Annotated in this window: 16 protein-coding genes and 1 riboswitch; of the genes, 12 read left to right on the top strand and 4 right to left on the bottom strand. The window is 42.1% G+C overall.

The genetic code is table 11. The features are described from left to right. Positions 1-281: 281 nt before the first annotated feature. The 6 genes from ABC374_RS04285 (at position 282) to ABC374_RS04260 (ending at position 5,835) form a co-directional block, all read left to right on the top strand. The gene (locus ABC374_RS04285) at positions 282-1,643 is read left to right on the top strand and encodes a YheC/YheD family endospore coat-associated protein (RefSeq protein ID WP_413016157.1); all 1,362 of its coding nucleotides are present in this window, start codon (positions 282-284) and stop codon (positions 1,641-1,643) included. Between the two features lie 16 nt (positions 1,644-1,659). Next, positions 1,660-2,730, top strand: a complete 1,071-nt coding sequence (locus ABC374_RS04280) for a YheC/YheD family endospore coat-associated protein (protein ID WP_413016155.1) — start codon at positions 1,660-1,662, stop codon at positions 2,728-2,730. A 3-nt stretch (positions 2,731-2,733) separates the two neighbouring features. Continuing rightward, positions 2,734-4,101, top strand: a complete 1,368-nt coding sequence (locus tag ABC374_RS04275; RefSeq protein WP_350301668.1) for a YheC/YheD family endospore coat-associated protein — start codon at positions 2,734-2,736, stop codon at positions 4,099-4,101. Next, the gene (locus ABC374_RS04270; RefSeq protein WP_413016153.1) at positions 4,098-5,294 is read left to right on the top strand and encodes a YheC/YheD family endospore coat-associated protein; all 1,197 of its coding nucleotides are present in this window, start codon (positions 4,098-4,100) and stop codon (positions 5,292-5,294) included. Before ABC374_RS04275 ends, ABC374_RS04270 begins: the two co-directional genes overlap by 4 nt. A gap of 63 nt (positions 5,295-5,357) precedes the next feature. After that, positions 5,358-5,561, top strand: coding sequence for a YheE family protein (locus tag ABC374_RS04265; protein ID WP_350301666.1), 204 nt, complete (start codon positions 5,358-5,360; stop codon positions 5,559-5,561). Positions 5,562-5,646: 85 nt separating this feature from the next. Continuing rightward, a complete protein-coding gene (locus tag ABC374_RS04260; RefSeq protein ID WP_137017041.1) occupies positions 5,647-5,835 on the top strand; it encodes a hypothetical protein in 189 nt (62 codons plus the stop codon). 56 nt (positions 5,836-5,891) lie between these two features. Here the strand turns inward: ABC374_RS04260 and ABC374_RS04255 are convergent, their stop codons facing one another. Further along, entirely contained in the window at positions 5,892-6,716 is an 825-nt protein-coding gene (locus ABC374_RS04255) for an MBL fold metallo-hydrolase (protein ID WP_413016150.1), read from the bottom strand. 284 nt (positions 6,717-7,000) lie between these two features. Then, positions 7,001-7,105: riboswitch (SAM riboswitch) on the top strand. A gap of 69 nt (positions 7,106-7,174) precedes the next feature. Between ABC374_RS04255 and ABC374_RS04250 the strand changes: the two genes are divergently transcribed. From ABC374_RS04250 to ABC374_RS04235, 4 genes are all read left to right on the top strand, one after another. Continuing rightward, entirely contained in the window at positions 7,175-8,191 is a 1,017-nt protein-coding gene (locus ABC374_RS04250; protein WP_413016148.1) for a methionine ABC transporter ATP-binding protein, read from the top strand. After that, positions 8,178-8,846 (top strand): methionine ABC transporter permease, encoded by a 669-nt coding sequence (locus tag ABC374_RS04245; protein WP_214769537.1) that lies wholly within the window; start codon positions 8,178-8,180, stop codon positions 8,844-8,846. Before ABC374_RS04250 ends, ABC374_RS04245 begins: the two co-directional genes overlap by 14 nt. 55 nt (positions 8,847-8,901) lie before the next feature. Then, complete coding sequence (locus ABC374_RS04240; protein WP_413016145.1) at positions 8,902-9,723, top strand: MetQ/NlpA family ABC transporter substrate-binding protein; 822 nt, start codon at positions 8,902-8,904, stop codon at positions 9,721-9,723. A gap of 62 nt (positions 9,724-9,785) precedes the next feature. Beyond that, positions 9,786-10,892, top strand: coding sequence for an iron-containing alcohol dehydrogenase family protein (locus ABC374_RS04235; RefSeq protein WP_413016143.1), 1,107 nt, complete (start codon positions 9,786-9,788; stop codon positions 10,890-10,892). Positions 10,893-10,969: 77 nt separating this feature from the next. Here the strand turns inward: ABC374_RS04235 and ABC374_RS04230 are convergent, their stop codons facing one another. Further along, positions 10,970-12,007 (bottom strand): NAD-dependent epimerase/dehydratase family protein, encoded by a 1,038-nt coding sequence (locus tag ABC374_RS04230; RefSeq protein WP_413016141.1) that lies wholly within the window; start codon positions 12,005-12,007, stop codon positions 10,970-10,972. 179 nt (positions 12,008-12,186) lie between these two features. Between ABC374_RS04230 and ABC374_RS04225 the strand changes: the two genes are divergently transcribed. Then, entirely contained in the window at positions 12,187-13,071 is an 885-nt protein-coding gene (locus tag ABC374_RS04225) for a PucR family transcriptional regulator (RefSeq protein WP_413016139.1), read from the top strand. A gap of 125 nt (positions 13,072-13,196) precedes the next feature. After that, positions 13,197-14,342, top strand: coding sequence for an ABC transporter ATP-binding protein (locus tag ABC374_RS04220; protein ID WP_413016137.1), 1,146 nt, complete (start codon positions 13,197-13,199; stop codon positions 14,340-14,342). Between the two features lie 59 nt (positions 14,343-14,401). On the opposite strand, the gene ABC374_RS04215 is transcribed toward ABC374_RS04220, so the two are convergent. Together ABC374_RS04215 and fumC are read right to left on the bottom strand one after the other, a co-directional pair. Further along, positions 14,402-14,644, bottom strand: coding sequence for a hypothetical protein (locus ABC374_RS04215; protein WP_076367341.1), 243 nt, complete (start codon positions 14,642-14,644; stop codon positions 14,402-14,404). A 109-nt stretch (positions 14,645-14,753) separates the two neighbouring features. Beyond that, complete coding sequence (gene fumC, locus ABC374_RS04210) at positions 14,754-16,136, bottom strand: class II fumarate hydratase (RefSeq protein ID WP_413016135.1); 1,383 nt, start codon at positions 16,134-16,136, stop codon at positions 14,754-14,756. Positions 16,137-16,346 lie beyond the last annotated feature (210 nt).

The raw sequence follows: 16,346 nt of genomic DNA, 5'->3' as shown, positions 1-16,346 counted from the left end.
TCAACCTGGTGTCAACGGCAGCTGTTTCCCGAAAATATAGATTGGTTTATAAAGTCTGAACTGCATTGTGATAGCTAATAATTTAGTGAAGCCACCTATTACAGCACCCAAAACGAACATACAGTATCCTTAACCAAAACTCCATGAAATTTCTCTTTTTATTGCTTTAAATAGAGGCTTGATGACACCTTCTAATTAAAAGAACATAGAATGTGTTATCCACATTTGCCCATCATTTAATTATTAAAGGATATTAAACTTAGTGCAAACGGGGAATTATTATGAACCTTAACCATCAGAAAGTTTTCATTACGGTAAATCCCGCAGAGACGCGAAAGAAGGCGCTACTGTTTATCGAAGAAAAACTATTTGAGGAATGGGGCCTTCAATTTGGAGAACCCGTAACGATCATGGCTGGATGCCGTTCGGTCCCGGTACTTGTCCAGCCATTCCCGTCATCCCAGCCTACATTGAAACTTTCATATGATATGAACCAAACTTTAACCTTACCCGTTTTTTCCGATCCAATCTCCGTCTCATACCATGCGGAAGGAAGGTCAATTAAAATAGGTCCGTTCTTCGCTTCACTCATGAACCAGACTCCCTTGCAAGACGGGACATTCGGCGAGATGGAAAAATTTTATCAGGAAATGAAATCATATTGTAATCAGCAGGGCATCCCCTTCTATTTAGTAAAATTGCAGTCTCTTCAAGAAGGAGTTGTGGAAGGCTACCTGCCTGGGCAAGATGGCTGGCAAACCTTGTCCCTCCCCATTCCTGATGTATTTTATAACCGGATACATTCGCGCAAACTTGAGGAATCTCATTCTTTCAAGCTGTTTAAAACTGAACTGGAGGAACGGTCGATACCGATGTTCAATGGAAGGTTCCTCTCCAAACATGATGTACATGAGCTGCTAATCTTAGAAGATGAGCTGTTGCCAAATTTGCCGGAGACGATACTTTTTAACGAAAAGGAATCTTTCTTGAGGTTTATAGAAAAGCATTCGGTAATCTACTTTAAACCCGCATCAGGCAGCCAAGGCAGGAATATTTGCAGATTAACGCAAGTAGCTGGAAAATGGAAAATCGAGCAATCCGGAAATCTCCAGGAAGTGCATTTTGCTGATACGGATGAAAAGTTGTACGAAACCTTAAAAAGGTTTTCCAGAAAACAATCCTTCATTCTTCAAAAAGGGATTTCCCTATTCGAAACAGAGCAGAGAAAAGTTGATTTCCGCATACTTCTTCACCGGAACGATCTGCTTGAATGGAAAGTTTCATCAATGGTTGCCCGGATTGGAGACCCTGGCACTATCGTTTCCAATCTTGCACAAGGCGGCTTGATGAAAAATGGGCCGGATTTTCTAAAGGAAGCATTCGACCTTCAGGACGCCAGCCTCATATATCAAAAGCTCGTACGGCTGGCTAAAAACACTGCCCAGGCCTTGGTCGAAAACCATGATGATTCATTCGGTGAGCTAGGGATCGATTTAGCACTGGATACCGATACCCATCCATGGATCATCGAAGTGAATTCAAAACCTTCGAAAAAATTTCAAGGCAACTATGAAACCTTTCGTCCATCAGTAAAATCCATCATAGATTTCATGCTTGCCCTTAACCGCGAAAACCATCCATAAAAGGAGTTGCTAGCACGTGTTAATAGGATTAATGGCCGCGTCGGATACACATGAAAACAACTACTTCACCGAAATAGCCAAAACCGCAAAATCATTTAATATGAAAGTTTGTAAATTCTCACCGGAAAATATTGATATGGATCTGAAAAAAGTCCGCGGCGAGCGTTTTGATGACGAGAACGAAACTTGGATCGCCGCATCTTTTGATATACCTGATTTTGTTTATGATCGCTGTTTTCACGGATTAGTCCGTGAGTCAACGGAAACGCGGCACAAAATCGATTGGTTAAAAGATAACTCGAATTTCTTGGGGCTGGGCCTTCCTGGTAAGTGGGAGGTGTATCAAATCCTAAAAAACCATCCACACCTACAGGCATTTTTTCCAGAGACCGTACAAGTGACGACACCGGAAGATATTACCGGTCATTTGGAACGCCTGGATAAAATCATCATCAAACCTGAATTCGGTGCAGGCGGTACAGGGATCTATCTTCTTTCAAAAAACGAAGACGGCACCTTGGTATCCATGACGAAAAAGGGCACCAAATATGACCGCCAATTCTCCTCCAAATCTCAGCTTAACAAATGGCTGCAGCATTTATTAAATCGATACCGTTACCTCTGCCAGCCATATTTGGAACTTTGCAACCAAAATAACGAGCCATTCGATTTACGGATTTTACTTCAAAAAAACGAGAAGAATCAATGGATGGAACGTGGCCGCGGAATTCGTACGGGACAAAAGGACGGAATCACCTCAAATCTTGCCACAGGCGGGGAAGCCATTTCATTGGATAATTTCATCAAAAGAAACCCGGAAACGATTTCGATTGCCGTCGAACAAAAGATTCAGCATATCCTTCGCACCCTGCCCGCAGAAGCCGAAGCTGTCTTTGAAAGGTTATTCGAGTTGGGGATCGATATAGGCATCGATAAAAAAGGCCAAATCTGGATAATGGACATTAACTCGAAGCCCGGAAGGAAAATCATTCAGGCACTACAGCCGGAGACCATGAATGATATTCATCGCGCACCGTTTCAATATAGCCAGTATTTAGCCGAACATCTTCAGAAAGCAGGTGAATAGAAAGTGAGAAAGACTTATCCTGCCGAAATTGCCTCTATTCCCGGCAATGTTCTCTACTACCCTTCCGATCTTGGGGATTTGGCAGAGATTGAATTAATTTACTTCGGACGACATTCATGTCCTGCCATCGTCAAACAAAACCCGGCCGTCAATCAATCAATCGTCCTTTCGGAAAGTCTAGCGGAATCTCTAATATTCGATCATACCGATATTCCCCTTCATTTATTCATATACGGCAAGAGCATTCATATCGGACCGCTGGTCGGAATCTTTTCATCAGGCTTCACCGGCATTTCAAACAAACCATTAGGCGAGAGATCGGAATTTTTCGCAAAGCTCCTTTCGCTTAGCAGGACCACAGGCTGTATCCCCTTTGTTTTTGGGGAGAATGTAATCAATTGGGATGAGGAGACGATCAAAGGTTATGTGTTTGATAACGATGACTGGCACATTAATGAATTTCCTTTTCCTAATGTCATCTATGACCGTCTCCCAAATCGGTTGACGGAAAACCGCGATGGACCTAAAGAAGTGAAGCAGAAATTTCAAAAAGAATATACCATTCCATGGTATAATCCTGGTTTTTTCAATAAATGGGATGTAAATGAAAGGTTATGCGCAGATGAGCGGGCACTGCCATATTTGCCGGAAACGTATCCATTTCAATCCATGTCCGTGGTGGAAACCCTTCTTTCCCATTACCGGCAAGTTTATATAAAGCCCATTCACGGCAGCCTCGGCCTAGGGATTCACCAAATTCTTTATGATAAGCATGAGAATGTTTACTATTGCCGCTATACAAATGAAGCAAAAGAAAATAAACTGCAAAAGTTTTCCACACTGGAATCCATCGTTAAACATATTTTTCACGACCGGCCGCTTGAGAATCTTATCGTGCAGCAGGGCATCCCATTAATTCGATCTGAAAAACGTCCAGTGGATTTCCGGGTCCATACGAACAAGGACAGTAATGGAAAATGGCAGGTAACCGCTATCGCCGCAAAAATCGCCGGTGCCGGCAGCGTCACGACCCATATTAAAAGCGGGGGTGTGATCAAAACGGTTGCCGAACTATTTGGAGATGACGATGAGGCGAAAGAAGTCGAACGTAAGCTATCGGAAGCCGCACTGATTTTAAGTGACAGTATAGAAAAGAACTTGGACGGAATCGTTGCAGAAATAGGATTTGATTTTGGCTTGGATAAAAAAGGGCAGGTTTGGATGTTTGAAGCCAATTCCAAACCGGGACGTTCCATCTTCTCCCATCCAAAACTCAAGGATTTCGAATTGCTGACCAGAAAGCTTAGCCTTGATTACGCCATTTATCTTACGGAACAGACGATTACGAAATCAATCAGTGTGCCGCGATGAACATTTTTTACGATATCCCCACTGAAAATTGGTACCACAATCAAGAGAATGCGGAACTTTTCGCCGGCTCTGCCGAAGAGGTAATCAGCTATAATAAGGAACATACGAATCAACCCCTAATTCCAATCACCATATTTCCAGGTAACCGGATGCTTGCTGTCGGCATACTGACTGTTTCCAATCCCAAAAAGGAATCAGGTTTGGGTGGAAACCTGACCCTTTTTCGGGACCTATCACTATATTTATTGAAACATGGAATATTGGCGTATGTATTCACAGGAAATGCCCTTCATTCCGAATCGATGAGAGGGTATGTTTTTTCCTCCATTTCAAACAAGTGGATCGAATGTAAAGTGCCCTTCCCTGACATCGTCTATAACCGAATCCCCTCGAGGAGCTATGAGGCGTCAGGGGAATTCCAACAACTCATCAAATATTTTAAAGAATACCCAATGAATCTTTTCAACCCCTGTTTCATAGATAAATATGTGATGTTCGAAGCATTGTTGGAAGAAGGATCCCTCACCAATCACCTCCCGCCCACCATGGTCTTGCGAAACAGCGGCTGCCTTGATACTTTCCTGGAGACCTACAGGCATATATACCTTAAACCCTGCAAAGGAAGCCAAGGTAAAGGCATTTATACCATAATCAAAAATGATGATGATACACTATTGTTCAATAGCTTAAAGCATAGTGAGTCCTTCCCGGATTTCACGTCATTCTGGGAAACAAAAAAAAGGGAGCTATTAAAAAGGAGCTACCTTGCTCAACAGGCGATCATACCAAAAAAACTTTTTGGACATCGTTATGATTACCGGATTCTGGTCCATTATGAAAAAGGTTTTTATAAAGTGACCGGCAAAGCGGTAAGGATGTCACAAACCCAGGAAATCACCACCCACACTCCCCAAGGGGGTAAGATTTTTCCTTATCAAGACCTGCAATCAAGAAGCCTGAATCGAAAATTAGCGAAAATCGCCCAAAAAAGCGGAGAGATACTATCAAAAAAAATCGGATTTCTCGGAGAGTTTTCCATGGATATAGGGGAAGACGAATCAGGCTCGCTCTTCATATACGAAGTGAACTCAAAGCCCATGCAATTCGATGAGGAGGAAATTGAAACAAACAGGCTTTTGCATTTAAAAAATCTTTTTATTGAATTAACTTTCCCCAGCCTGACAATTAAATAACACCTCCAGCTGCCGTTTTCCATTATAATTAAATGAGAAACTGTATATATGGAGGTAATACATATGATTACTCATTTTCAATGGGCACCACTGCATAAGAATCTGCCAGGATGGAAAATTTCCTTTTATTTCAACAAGCAGGCAATCCAAGCCTTGTATCATAAAGATGGATCCATCGAGTGGACAGCCAATCCGCCTTCCGAAACAGATGAAGCCAAACTCAAAAGCATGATACATGATTTAATGATCTTCCATGTATATGAATGAACCGCCTTTACATTCATGAAATCCCTAAACAGAATAAAAAAAACTCCTTTGCCTAAACTAAAGAAAAGGCTAGGAGGGATTTATTTTGGATAAAGAAAAAATGACATTTTTAAAGGATACCGAATATGATGGCAAGGACTCCGTTTATCTTGATATCGACCGTATTATCAATGAAGGAATGGCGGGCGGAAATGTGTATGAAGTCGCTGACCTTCAGAACATCGAAGAAGCACATGATTTTTATGATGAAACAGATCCCAATATCAATAAATGAATTATGTGGGCTCTCTTATGGAGAGCTCTCCTTTATATCAGTCAGACCGTTAACATTCAAATAGTTCGATTCTCCCTTGCACTCAAAATATTTTCGTTTAATATCGATGTAATGATATGCTCTGAATCCCATTCATGCCCAGATATCTCGATAAGGGGATAACGATTCGGTAAAACGACCTGCTGGATTTCATGTACGGTCAGCCCTTGAGAATGCAAGCGTAAAATTTCACCTTGGAGGTTTTCCAAATAATCCAGCTTTTTCCCGAACATTTCCTTCCCATCAGGGACATGCCCAGCATGACAGCAAAACACTTCCCCGAAGTCATATTGAAGTAATCTTTTTATGGAATCGATGATGACCGGGACAGACTCTTCCCGTAAGACAAGCTTTGTCTTTGGTGTTACGAAAAGGTCTCCTGAAAAGAGCACGCCATTACTGTGATTCAAATACACCATATGGTCCTTTGCATGGCCAGGGGTAAAAATCGGCTCCCACGTTTGGGTGCGTGAATGAATGGCCTCCCCTAGCGGCTCAGCTTTAAAGGCGTCTCTCTTCCCCCAGAAAATTTTGCGATATTCAGGATATACAGCATCCTTTGCACAAACCTCAACCGACATCGGGTGAATGAAAAGCGGCACCTTTTTATGTTCCTGTATCCAGGCAGCGCCCCCCGTATGGTCTTCATGATAGTGAGTCAGGGCCACTGAGTCGAAGTCTGCGGACTCATAGAACGGAATAAGCTCTTCCAATAAAATCTGTGCGCCAGTATCTATCAATAGTCCATCCGTTAAAAAAACATTAACACTCATCCCCGACTTGTTCCCGCCAGGAGTCCCGTGCACACAAACCACATCATTTATCGACTTAATTTCTATCATTCAATTGCCTCCCCATCATTGTACAAAAATAGTTTTACCTTCCTTTTTTTAACTTTACTATAATAAATGTAGTACCACTTTACCTTTTTGACAAGGAAATATTGGAATAAATAGCCTGGATGTAAATGCTGGATAATTGCATAATAGCCCTTTTTCCATGAATCGTTTTAAAGGACTGTACCAAATTTAACGACAAAAAAAATCAAAGAAACGATTGACATTGTCGGATTTTACAAATAATATAGATTATATTATAAAACATGAAATATTCTAAAATAATAAATTACTTATCAAGAGTGACGGAGGGATCAGGCCCTTTGATGTCCGGCAACCGCCCTTAGGGAACGGTGCCAATTCCTGCAGAATGATTGAATTCTGAAAGATAAGACGAGATATGATTTCGCTGCCTCTTTCTGAATGATAGAGGCAGCTTTTTTAATGTTTAAGGGGGAAAGCTCATGATTGAAATCCGTTCAGTCCGAAAGGAATACGTCTCGAAGAAAAACCGAGTTATCGGAGTGGATAACGTATCTTTGACCATCCAAACTGGCGAAGTATATGGAATTGTCGGCTACAGCGGAGCTGGAAAAAGCTCATTACTCCGCTGCTTGAATTTGCTTGAACGACCGACAGGTGGAAATATCATCATCGACGGCATTGATTTAACCTCTTTATCAAGTAAAGAGCTTCGTAAGCAACGCCAAAAAATCGGAATGATATTCCAGCATTTTTCCCTGGTCAGTTCAAAAACCGTTTATGAAAATGTCGCTTTCGCCTTAAAGGCGGCGCATCGATCGAAGGACGCAATCAGGTTACGTGTATTGGAATTGTTGGAAATCGTAGGGCTCAGCGATAAGAAAGATGTCTATCCGGCACAGCTTAGCGGTGGACAGAAGCAACGGGTCGGCATAGCTCGAGCCTTAGCAAATGACCCCACTGTACTATTATGTGATGAAGCGACTTCAGCCCTTGATCCAACAACTACAAAAGCGATTTTACAGTTATTGAAAAAGATAAGCAGTGAGCTTGGTATCACCATCGTGTTGATTACACATGAAATGGAAGTGGTCAAAGAACTATGCCACCGAGTCGCTGTCATGCAGGATGGCCGGGTAATTGAAGAAGGACCCGTTTATGAAATATTTTCACAGCCTAAGCAGGAGTTAACGAAGCAATTCATTAGCAGTGTACTGGATTTCGAACTCCCTTCGCACTTGATTGAAGAAAGTGAAGGTACCATTATTAAAATTCAATTCGAAGGGCAAACCGCCGGTGAGTCGATTCTTTCGGATACTCTCCAATCCCATGCAGTAAGGGGTAATATTTTACACGGTAAAATTGAGTATATCCAGGATGTTCCTTTAGGCATTTTAATCATCGAGCTAATTGGCGATGCCGCCCAAATTCATTCGGCATTGGAATATATAAAAAATCGATCCAGTTCTGTGGAGGTGTTAAACCATGTCACTGCTTAATCCCATCGTGAATATTTTACCTGATCTTAATAAAGCCTTTCTTGAAACGATTTATATGGTCGGCGTTTCTCTTGCAGTAGCCCTGCTGATCGGTTTACCGCTTGGAGTATTGCTGTTTACGACAACCAGGAATTTATTTTTTGAAAATAGCATCGTGAATCGATCTCTCGGTTTCGCTGTCAATATTGTCCGTTCAATCCCGTTCATCATTCTCTTGGTCGCCCTCCTTCCTTTAACAGACCTGCTTACGGGATCGACGATAGGGCCAAGAGCGGCTTCTGTTTCCCTTTCCGTATCCGCAATACCTTTTTTTGCAAGGATTGTTGAAACGGCATTACGTGAAATAGACAGAGGAGTGATTGAAGCTGCAATAGCCGTAGGTGCCACTCCATGGATGATCATTAAGGATGTACTTCTTCCAGAGGCAAAACCGGGAATCATTCAAGGACTGACATTAACGACCATTTCGCTTATCGGTTACTCAGCAATGGCAGGCACAATCGGCGGAGGCGGAATTGGCGACCTGGCCATCCGGTACGGATATTACCGTTATGACAACACAGTCATGATCACGACGATCGTCGTGCTGATCTGCCTTGTGCAACTCATTCAAATGGTTGGTGACAAAGTCTCATACATGGTTAATAAACGATAGGATCGGTCATTTTTTCAATGATTCAATACATTTCATTACTCAGGAGGAATTTCAAATGAAGAAAATAGCTTCGTTATTATCAGTCTGTGCACTTGCACTTGGCTTAGCAGCTTGCGGGAGCGATGATGCATCCCCAAGTACTGAAGACAAAAAAGAATTGAAGATCGGGGCTACTACCGGGCCGTACGCCGATATGATTAAGGAGGCCATCAAACCAGGTCTGGAAGATCTCGGATACAAAATAGAGATCGTCGAATTCACCGACTATATCCAGCCGAATAAGTCGCTTGGCAACAACTCGATCGACGCCAATCTTTTCCAGCATAAAGTGTACATGGATAACTTCGCTAAAGAAAATGATTTAAAGCTTTCCGACCTTATCATAGTTCCAACAGCACCTATGGGCATATATTCGAACAAGTATAAATCATTGAAAGAAATTAAAGACGGTACATCCCTTGCAGTGCCCAATGATCCGGTTAACCTCGCACGTGCACTAAAAGTGCTTGTGGATGAAGGGTTGCTTGAAGTCGATCCAGATGTCGACCCTTTAAAAATATCTGAAAAGGATGTAACGAAAAATCCAAAAAACATCCAACTAAAACCATTGGAATCCGCTCAGTTGCCCCGTGCAACAGACAGTGTTGACCTATCGGCGGTCCCTGGAAACTTCGCTCTTGCAGCGAAAATGGAGCTCCAGGATGCCCTTGTTTTAGAAAAAATGCCGGATATGTATCGAAACGTTGTTGCAGTGAATACAAAAGATGTAGACGCTCAATTTGCCAAGGATATTAAATCAGTAGTGGAATCCGACCAGTTTGAAAAAGTGATTGATGACAAATTTGCCGGTTTCGGAAAACCAGACTGGATGAATTGATCAAATAATCGAGGCCTGCTTCCCCTTTACCGGGAACAGGCCTTTCATTAAGGAGAACGAATATGAATACCTTACTGGAGGTCCGCAGCGGCCCCGCTTATTATGCCTGTAAAGCTAATGTCCTTGAAAACTTGGAAGCAAAACTGAGTAATGGCAACATTCGTAAAGTGCTCGTTATTCATGGAAGAAAATCATGGGAAGTTGCTGAACCCTTTTTTCCTTCCTTAGAAAATATTGAGAAGATCTTTTTCACATACGGCGGGGAATGCAGTGACCCGGAAATTGAACGCGTCAAGAAGGCTGCTCTAGAACATGGTGCGGATGCATTAATCGGCATTGGCGGCGGTAAGTTGCTCGACCTCGTCAAATCGGCCGGAAGCTTGCTTCAAAAGGAAATCATCCTCATTCCAACCTTGGCTTCCACCTGCGCTGCCTGGACACCGTTGAGTGTCATTTATGATGATAATGGTTCATATGTTCGCTATGATATTCATGAAAAAAGCGCTTGGATGTTATTTATTGAACCGGGAATTCTCCTTAATTCGCCGATTAACTATTTACGTGCGGGAATCGGCGATACATTGGCGAAATGGTACGAGGGCAATGCACTCGCCGAAAAGATTGCCACGAAGTCCGTTTGTATTGAAATGGCCCATATAGCCGCAAGGCAATGCCAGGAAGTTTTATTGACATATGGCGAGGAAGCCCTAGCTGATTTGGAAAAGGGTAAATGGACAGATGCGCTGCAGCGTGTAATTGAAACGAATATCATCACCAGCGGTCTAGTTGGCGGCTTTGGCGGCCAGTACCTGCGCGTTGCCGGTGCCCACTCCATTCATAATGGCATGACTACCATCACGGAAGCGCATCATTTACTTCACGGGGAAAAAGTGGCATATGGCATTTTAGTCCAGCTTGTGTTAGAAGGGAAATTCTCGGAAATCAAACAATTGCTGCCAATCTACCAGGTGCTTAAACTGCCGATGACATTGCTTGATATTGGCCTGACGTTTGAACATAAGGCGGAACTTCAACAAATTGCAGCCCACTCTGTCAAAGAAGGTGAAGACATCCATCTTCTTTTCCCTGATATCAACAAGGAAAAAGTGGCAGCCGCCATGGAAAACCTTGAAATCCTCGCAAAACATGCAAGCAGATCCATAGACTAAAAAACGATGGGGTTTTTACCCCATCGTTTTTTTTATTTCCCTTCACATTGTTTATTTAAAAATAATAAAAGAAGGTTTCAACCTACTGTCTGTTTCCATAATCCAAGGAGATCACTTTCATGTTGTCTGTGAATGCCTGCTTTTCTATCGGCAGATTCCGGACGGCACTTTTCCCAATTCCATATATCTTCGAGAGTTTCTGATAAGGGACGGAATGTTAGTCCATTATTGATGGCTTTACCGTTATCGACAGCCAAGAACCCATTCAAAGGTTCCTTTCCTCCAGGTAAAGGAAATTCTTCTGGTATCCATAAAGGCATTTCTCCCCACGGCTCTACTTTATTGTCATTTAAAAATTTTTCAGATACCCATGTAAAATCAGCGTTACTTCCTGTTACCTTATTACAGCCTTCAAGTAATTGCCCCATAGTCAGTGTGTAATCTGGGCCAACGGCATTATACGTACCTGTCATGCTTTTTTCTATCATTTGGATGATCCATTGGGCCAAGTCCCTTGCATCGATAACTTGGATTGGACGTCCAGGGCGTCCAGGAGATAAAATTTCTCCCCCTTCCGCTATCCTTTTAAGCCAGTACGGCAATCTGTCAGTGTAATCATATGGACCCACTATTTGCCCGGCGCGAATTGACAGGACTTTCCCCGGCAGTTGTTTTTCAGCTGCTTTTTCGCTTAATGATTTTAACGGTCCATAATATTCACCGTATATCGGTCCAGCAGTTCCACGGGTGATCTCTTCTGCTTTATCTTCATTTAGTGTATGAACTTCTCCATTTTCATCAATTCCTGGCTCGGTCGGATCACTGTAAACTGAGATGCTTGAAATATATGTATAATGTTTAACTTGATTAAGCAATTTACAGGATTTCGATACAGTTCGAGGGATAAATCCTGATGTGTCAATGACTGCATCCCACTGTCTTCCTTTCAATATTTCCAAATTCCCGTCGCGGTCCCCTTTTAACTGTTCTATTTCGGGAAAGACATAAGGATCGCTTCCACGGTTAAAAAGTGTAACATCATGCCCTTTCCCTATTGCAGCTTTTGCTAAATACCTGCCTAAAAAGCGTGTACCGCCCAATATTAAAATGTTCATAAGATCTCCTCCTTTTAACGATATTCCATAAAGCATACGCAATACCCTTTCCTAACATTAATAATTACTTGCAACTTTTCTTTTATTTCCCTTTCGGAAAAACTAGCAATATCCTAATCTTTTGAACTTTATTCTTTTTCGCTATAATGATATGGAAAGGGAGAAAGAAGGTGGAACCGATGCTTGAAAATCTTAAACAAAAATTCCCGAACGCTCTTACCAATAAAAAGGATACTGATGATATTTCTGAATATGTTTGGTTCGAAGACTCCAGAAGTATACTTGGCATTCCCCGTTCAGAAATCACAGCCGAGGAAATCCGTTTATTGGAACTGCTTTTTGCTCCTTCCATAAACCCAAATAACCTCAATGCACATCCAGACTCATCATGGAAAAATTTTTTATCCGAACCGAATGCACCATTGCCTTTAACGAGCTGGGAGAATGTTCGATTCCTTCATTTCAAGCTGACTCATGCTGATTTTTCCAACTCCGATTTTGAAGAGGCCTTCCTCGCTTTCGTTCCATCTGACGCAGCTATTATCTGGGAAAATGAAACGGCAGGAGTCTTAATTGAAACCGACAAGGATGAACCATTATCAAATAAAGAACTAATCGCCATTTCTTCCACGCTTGAAAGTGATTTTTATGTAAAGACCCGTATGTTCACGGGACGCTTTCACCCTGTAAATCAAGACCTACACCATCACTGGGTCCAGGAGAAAAGGAGTTTTGATTTGGCACAGGTGCATCTGCCGGATCTAAAGGTGACTGATTTGGCAGACATCATCCCTCATTCATTAATAAATGATCCATCCTTTAAGAATGCACAGTGGTATATCAATGAAATTCTTGGCAAGACCAAGCAGGATACTGAGCTTATCAAAACAGTTAAAACGTATATCGAATGTAATTCCAATGCCACCTATGCCGCCAAACAGCTTTATATACATCGGAACAGCTTACAATACCGAATCGATAAATTCTCTGAAAGAACTGGTCTCGATATTAGAAACTTCCGTCATGCCCTTACTGCGTACTTGATATTTCTGCTGAATGATTAATTTCCATTACAAAGAGGTAATATCATCCTTTTTTTGTGCAATGTGCCCATACTTTTTTCTAAACCGATAGCTTAGACTATAGCTAATTGGTACAAGTAATCAGGAGATTAAAAGGGGGATTTTTTATGGCAGAGTTAGTGTTAGATCATATATTCAAGATTTATGATAAAAAGGTGACGGCTGTTAAAGACTTCAACCTTCGTGTTGCCGATAAGGAATTCATCGTTTTTGTGGGACCTTCCGGTTGCGGCAAATCAACGACATTAAGGATGATTGCCGGACTGGAGGACATTTCCCAAGGGGATTTATACATAGACGGCAAGCGAGTCAATGATGTCCCTCCTAAAGATCGTGATATTGCGATGGTTTTCCAGAACTATGCCTTATATCCTCATATGACCGTCTTTGACAATATGGCATTCGGATTAAAGCTGAGGAAAACGCCAAAAGCGGAAATCAAGCAAAGGGTCAATGAAGCGGCAAGGATTCTCGGACTTGAAGAGCTGCTTAACAGGAAACCTAAAGCGCTTTCAGGTGGTCAGCGCCAGCGTGTGGCTCTCGGTCGCGCAATTGTAAGGGACGCAAAAGTTTTCTTGATGGATGAGCCATTATCCAATCTCGACGCAAAGCTGCGGGTTCAAATGCGTGCGGAAATCGCTAAACTGCATAAACGGCTCGACACCACAACGATATATGTCACGCATGACCAAACAGAGGCAATGACCATGGCGACACGTCTTGTTGTAATGAAAGATGGTATCATCCAACAGGTCGGTGCCCCAAAGGACGTTTATGAGAAACCTATAAATGTTTTCGTCGGCGGCTTTATCGGATCGCCTGCCATGAACTTCTTTACCGGAACATTAAAAGAAGGCACAATTAAAATAGGCGAACAAACGCTTGAAATACCTGAATTTAAAATGAAAATGCTGCGTGATCAAGGATATGTCGGAAAAGATGTAATCCTTGGCATCCGTCCTGAGGATTTCCATAATGAAGGAGCTTACTTCACGAAGTCCCCTAACACAACATTCACGACCCAAATTGATGTAGCCGAACTCATGGGCGCGGAGATCATGCTCTACTCCTCATTAGAGGGGCAGGACTTCGTAGCACGGGTCGATGCCAAGAATATTATTCAGGCAGGGGAAAAGATCGAACTTGCCCTCGACATGAATAAAGCACACTTTTTTGATAAAGGAACTGAACATCGCATTTTAGTTGAAGAAGATGAACAGATGCAGGAAAGCATGAAGTTATCTGCCAATTAAACATAAAAAGACCCATTCATATTGGGTCTTTTTACGTTTATTCAAATAAAACGATAGAATCATTCCTGAACCAATACCACTTCATCATGTCCGCATTCAGGGCATTTCATGAGATGCGGGCATTGGCCTTTTTGAAGGGATTGAGGGTATCCGTCGTTTTCTTTAAGTATGTCGATATCCATATAAGCACTATAATCATCAGCGTAGTCCATGAATTTCCCTTTATCCTCAAGATCACTGCCGCATTCCGGGCATTTCACATGAATTTTTCTCAAACCGTTGCAAAGCGGGCATATAGACATTGTTTTTCCTCCTGTTCCCAATACTTATGATTTCAGTATTTGTCGATTCCATTATTTTAACACATGGAAACACCCTCCCTAATACCAGTGGGAGGGCACTTCTATGCAATTATTTATTAACCATGTTAGCAGGATCGACCCATGCTTTGAATTCATCTTCCGTCAGGAACTCCAATTTCAACGCCGCTTCTTTTAAAGTAGAGTTGTCCTTGAATGCCGTTTTGGCGATCTTGGCTGCTTTTTCATAACCGATATGCGGGTTCAATGCTGTTACCAACATAAGGGAACGTTCTACATTTTCTTTGATTTTATCTCCATTTGCAGTGATGCCCACCGCACAATTGTCGTTGAATGAATGAATGCCTTCCGTCAATAACTTGACCGTTTGCAGGAAGTTATAGATGATGACTGGTTTGAATACATTCAATTCAAAGTTACCTTGGCTTGCTGCAAAGCCAATTGTAGCATCGTTACCCACGATTTGTGTTGCAATCATGGTAAGCGCTTCACTTTGTGTTGGATTGACTTTACCAGGCATGATGGAGCTGCCCGGCTCGTTTTCCGGAATGGCTATTTCGCCGATTCCGCTTCTTGGACCACTTGCCAGCCATCTGACATCGTTCGCAATTTTCATTAAATCCGCCGCCAATGCTTTCAAAGCACCGTGTGCGTAGACGATTTCGTTATGGCTAGTCAATGCATGGAACTTATTATCAGATGTGACAAAAGGATATCCTGTATCCGCGGCAATTTGTTTGGCAGAAAGTCCCGGGAATTCTTTCTTTGTATTGATTCCGGTTCCTACAGCCGTTCCGCCTAGAGCAAGGTTCAATAATTTTTGGCTGCTTTCCTCAATCATTGCCAAATCTTTATCGAGCATCGCTTTCCAACCGGAAATTTCTTGTCCTAATGTTAATGGTGTAGCATCTTGAAGATGTGTCCGGCCGATTTTCACGACATCCCAAAATTCTTTTTCTTTTGTATCGAATGTATCACGAAGGGCTTTGATGGCAGGAACCAATTTTTCAGCGACTTCCATAAAGGCTGCAATATGCATGGCGGTCGGGAACGTATCATTTGAGCTTTGAGCCTTGTTTACATCATCATTCGGGTGAAGGGTTTCCGATTCACCATTTTCTTTTAACCATTCATTCCCTTTGTTAGCGACCACTTCATTCACGTTCATATTACTTTGCGTGCCGCTTCCAGTTTGCCAAACTACAAGCGGGAAATGTTCATCAAGTGTACCTTCAAGGATTTCGCCGCAAATCTTGACGATGGCATTCTTTTTAACTTCGGAAAGATCACCAAGATCATGGTTCACCTTTGCCGCAGCTTGTTTAACGTATGCAAATGCACGAACTAATTCAATCGGCATTTTTTCGTTACCGATTTTGAAATTGTTACGGCTTCTCTCAGTTTGTGCTCCCCAATATTTATCAGCAGGAACTTTCACTTCACCCATCGTATCTCGTTCGATTCTGTATTCCATGTGTTCTCCTCCTATGTTTGCACTATTCATTGAAGACCTTTTGCATATGAAATGAATAATGTCGGATTATTCTTTCTCTCCATACATTGTACAAACTTTATTATTTTAAAGCAAAAATATCCCGCTGACCCTTTCCATTTTTTCTGGAAAATCCATGTTCCCTTCATGTTTATATGAAAATTCGGATATTCTTTTTTGATACATAAAGTG

Source organism: Peribacillus phoenicis, from assembly GCF_047238085.1.
Lineage (GTDB): Bacteria > Bacillota > Bacilli > Bacillales > DSM-1321 > Peribacillus.
This window is presented reverse-complemented; position numbering and strand designations above follow the sequence as displayed.

Coding starts and splice junctions, on each gene's coding strand:
- ABC374_RS04270 (WP_413016153.1), top strand. CDS start 4,098: ATGAACATTTTTTACGATATCCCCACTGAAAATTGGTACCACAATCAA.
- ABC374_RS04215 (WP_076367341.1), bottom strand. CDS start 14,644: ATGTCTATATGCCCGCTTTGCAACGGTTTGAGAAAAATTCATGTGAAA.
- ABC374_RS04220 (WP_413016137.1), top strand. CDS start 13,197: ATGGCAGAGTTAGTGTTAGATCATATATTCAAGATTTATGATAAAAAG.
- ABC374_RS04255 (WP_413016150.1), bottom strand. CDS start 6,716: ATGATAGAAATTAAGTCGATAAATGATGTGGTTTGTGTGCACGGGACT.
- ABC374_RS04245 (WP_214769537.1), top strand. CDS start 8,178: ATGTCACTGCTTAATCCCATCGTGAATATTTTACCTGATCTTAATAAA.
- ABC374_RS04240 (WP_413016145.1), top strand. CDS start 8,902: ATGAAGAAAATAGCTTCGTTATTATCAGTCTGTGCACTTGCACTTGGC.
- ABC374_RS04230 (WP_413016141.1), bottom strand. CDS start 12,007: ATGAACATTTTAATATTGGGCGGTACACGCTTTTTAGGCAGGTATTTA.
- ABC374_RS04285 (WP_413016157.1), top strand. CDS start 282: ATGAACCTTAACCATCAGAAAGTTTTCATTACGGTAAATCCCGCAGAG.
- ABC374_RS04250 (WP_413016148.1), top strand. CDS start 7,175: ATGATTGAAATCCGTTCAGTCCGAAAGGAATACGTCTCGAAGAAAAAC.
- ABC374_RS04265 (WP_350301666.1), top strand. CDS start 5,358: ATGATTACTCATTTTCAATGGGCACCACTGCATAAGAATCTGCCAGGA.
- fumC (WP_413016135.1), bottom strand. CDS start 16,136: ATGGAATACAGAATCGAACGAGATACGATGGGTGAAGTGAAAGTTCCT.
- ABC374_RS04225 (WP_413016139.1), top strand. CDS start 12,187: ATGCTTGAAAATCTTAAACAAAAATTCCCGAACGCTCTTACCAATAAA.
- ABC374_RS04235 (WP_413016143.1), top strand. CDS start 9,786: ATGAATACCTTACTGGAGGTCCGCAGCGGCCCCGCTTATTATGCCTGT.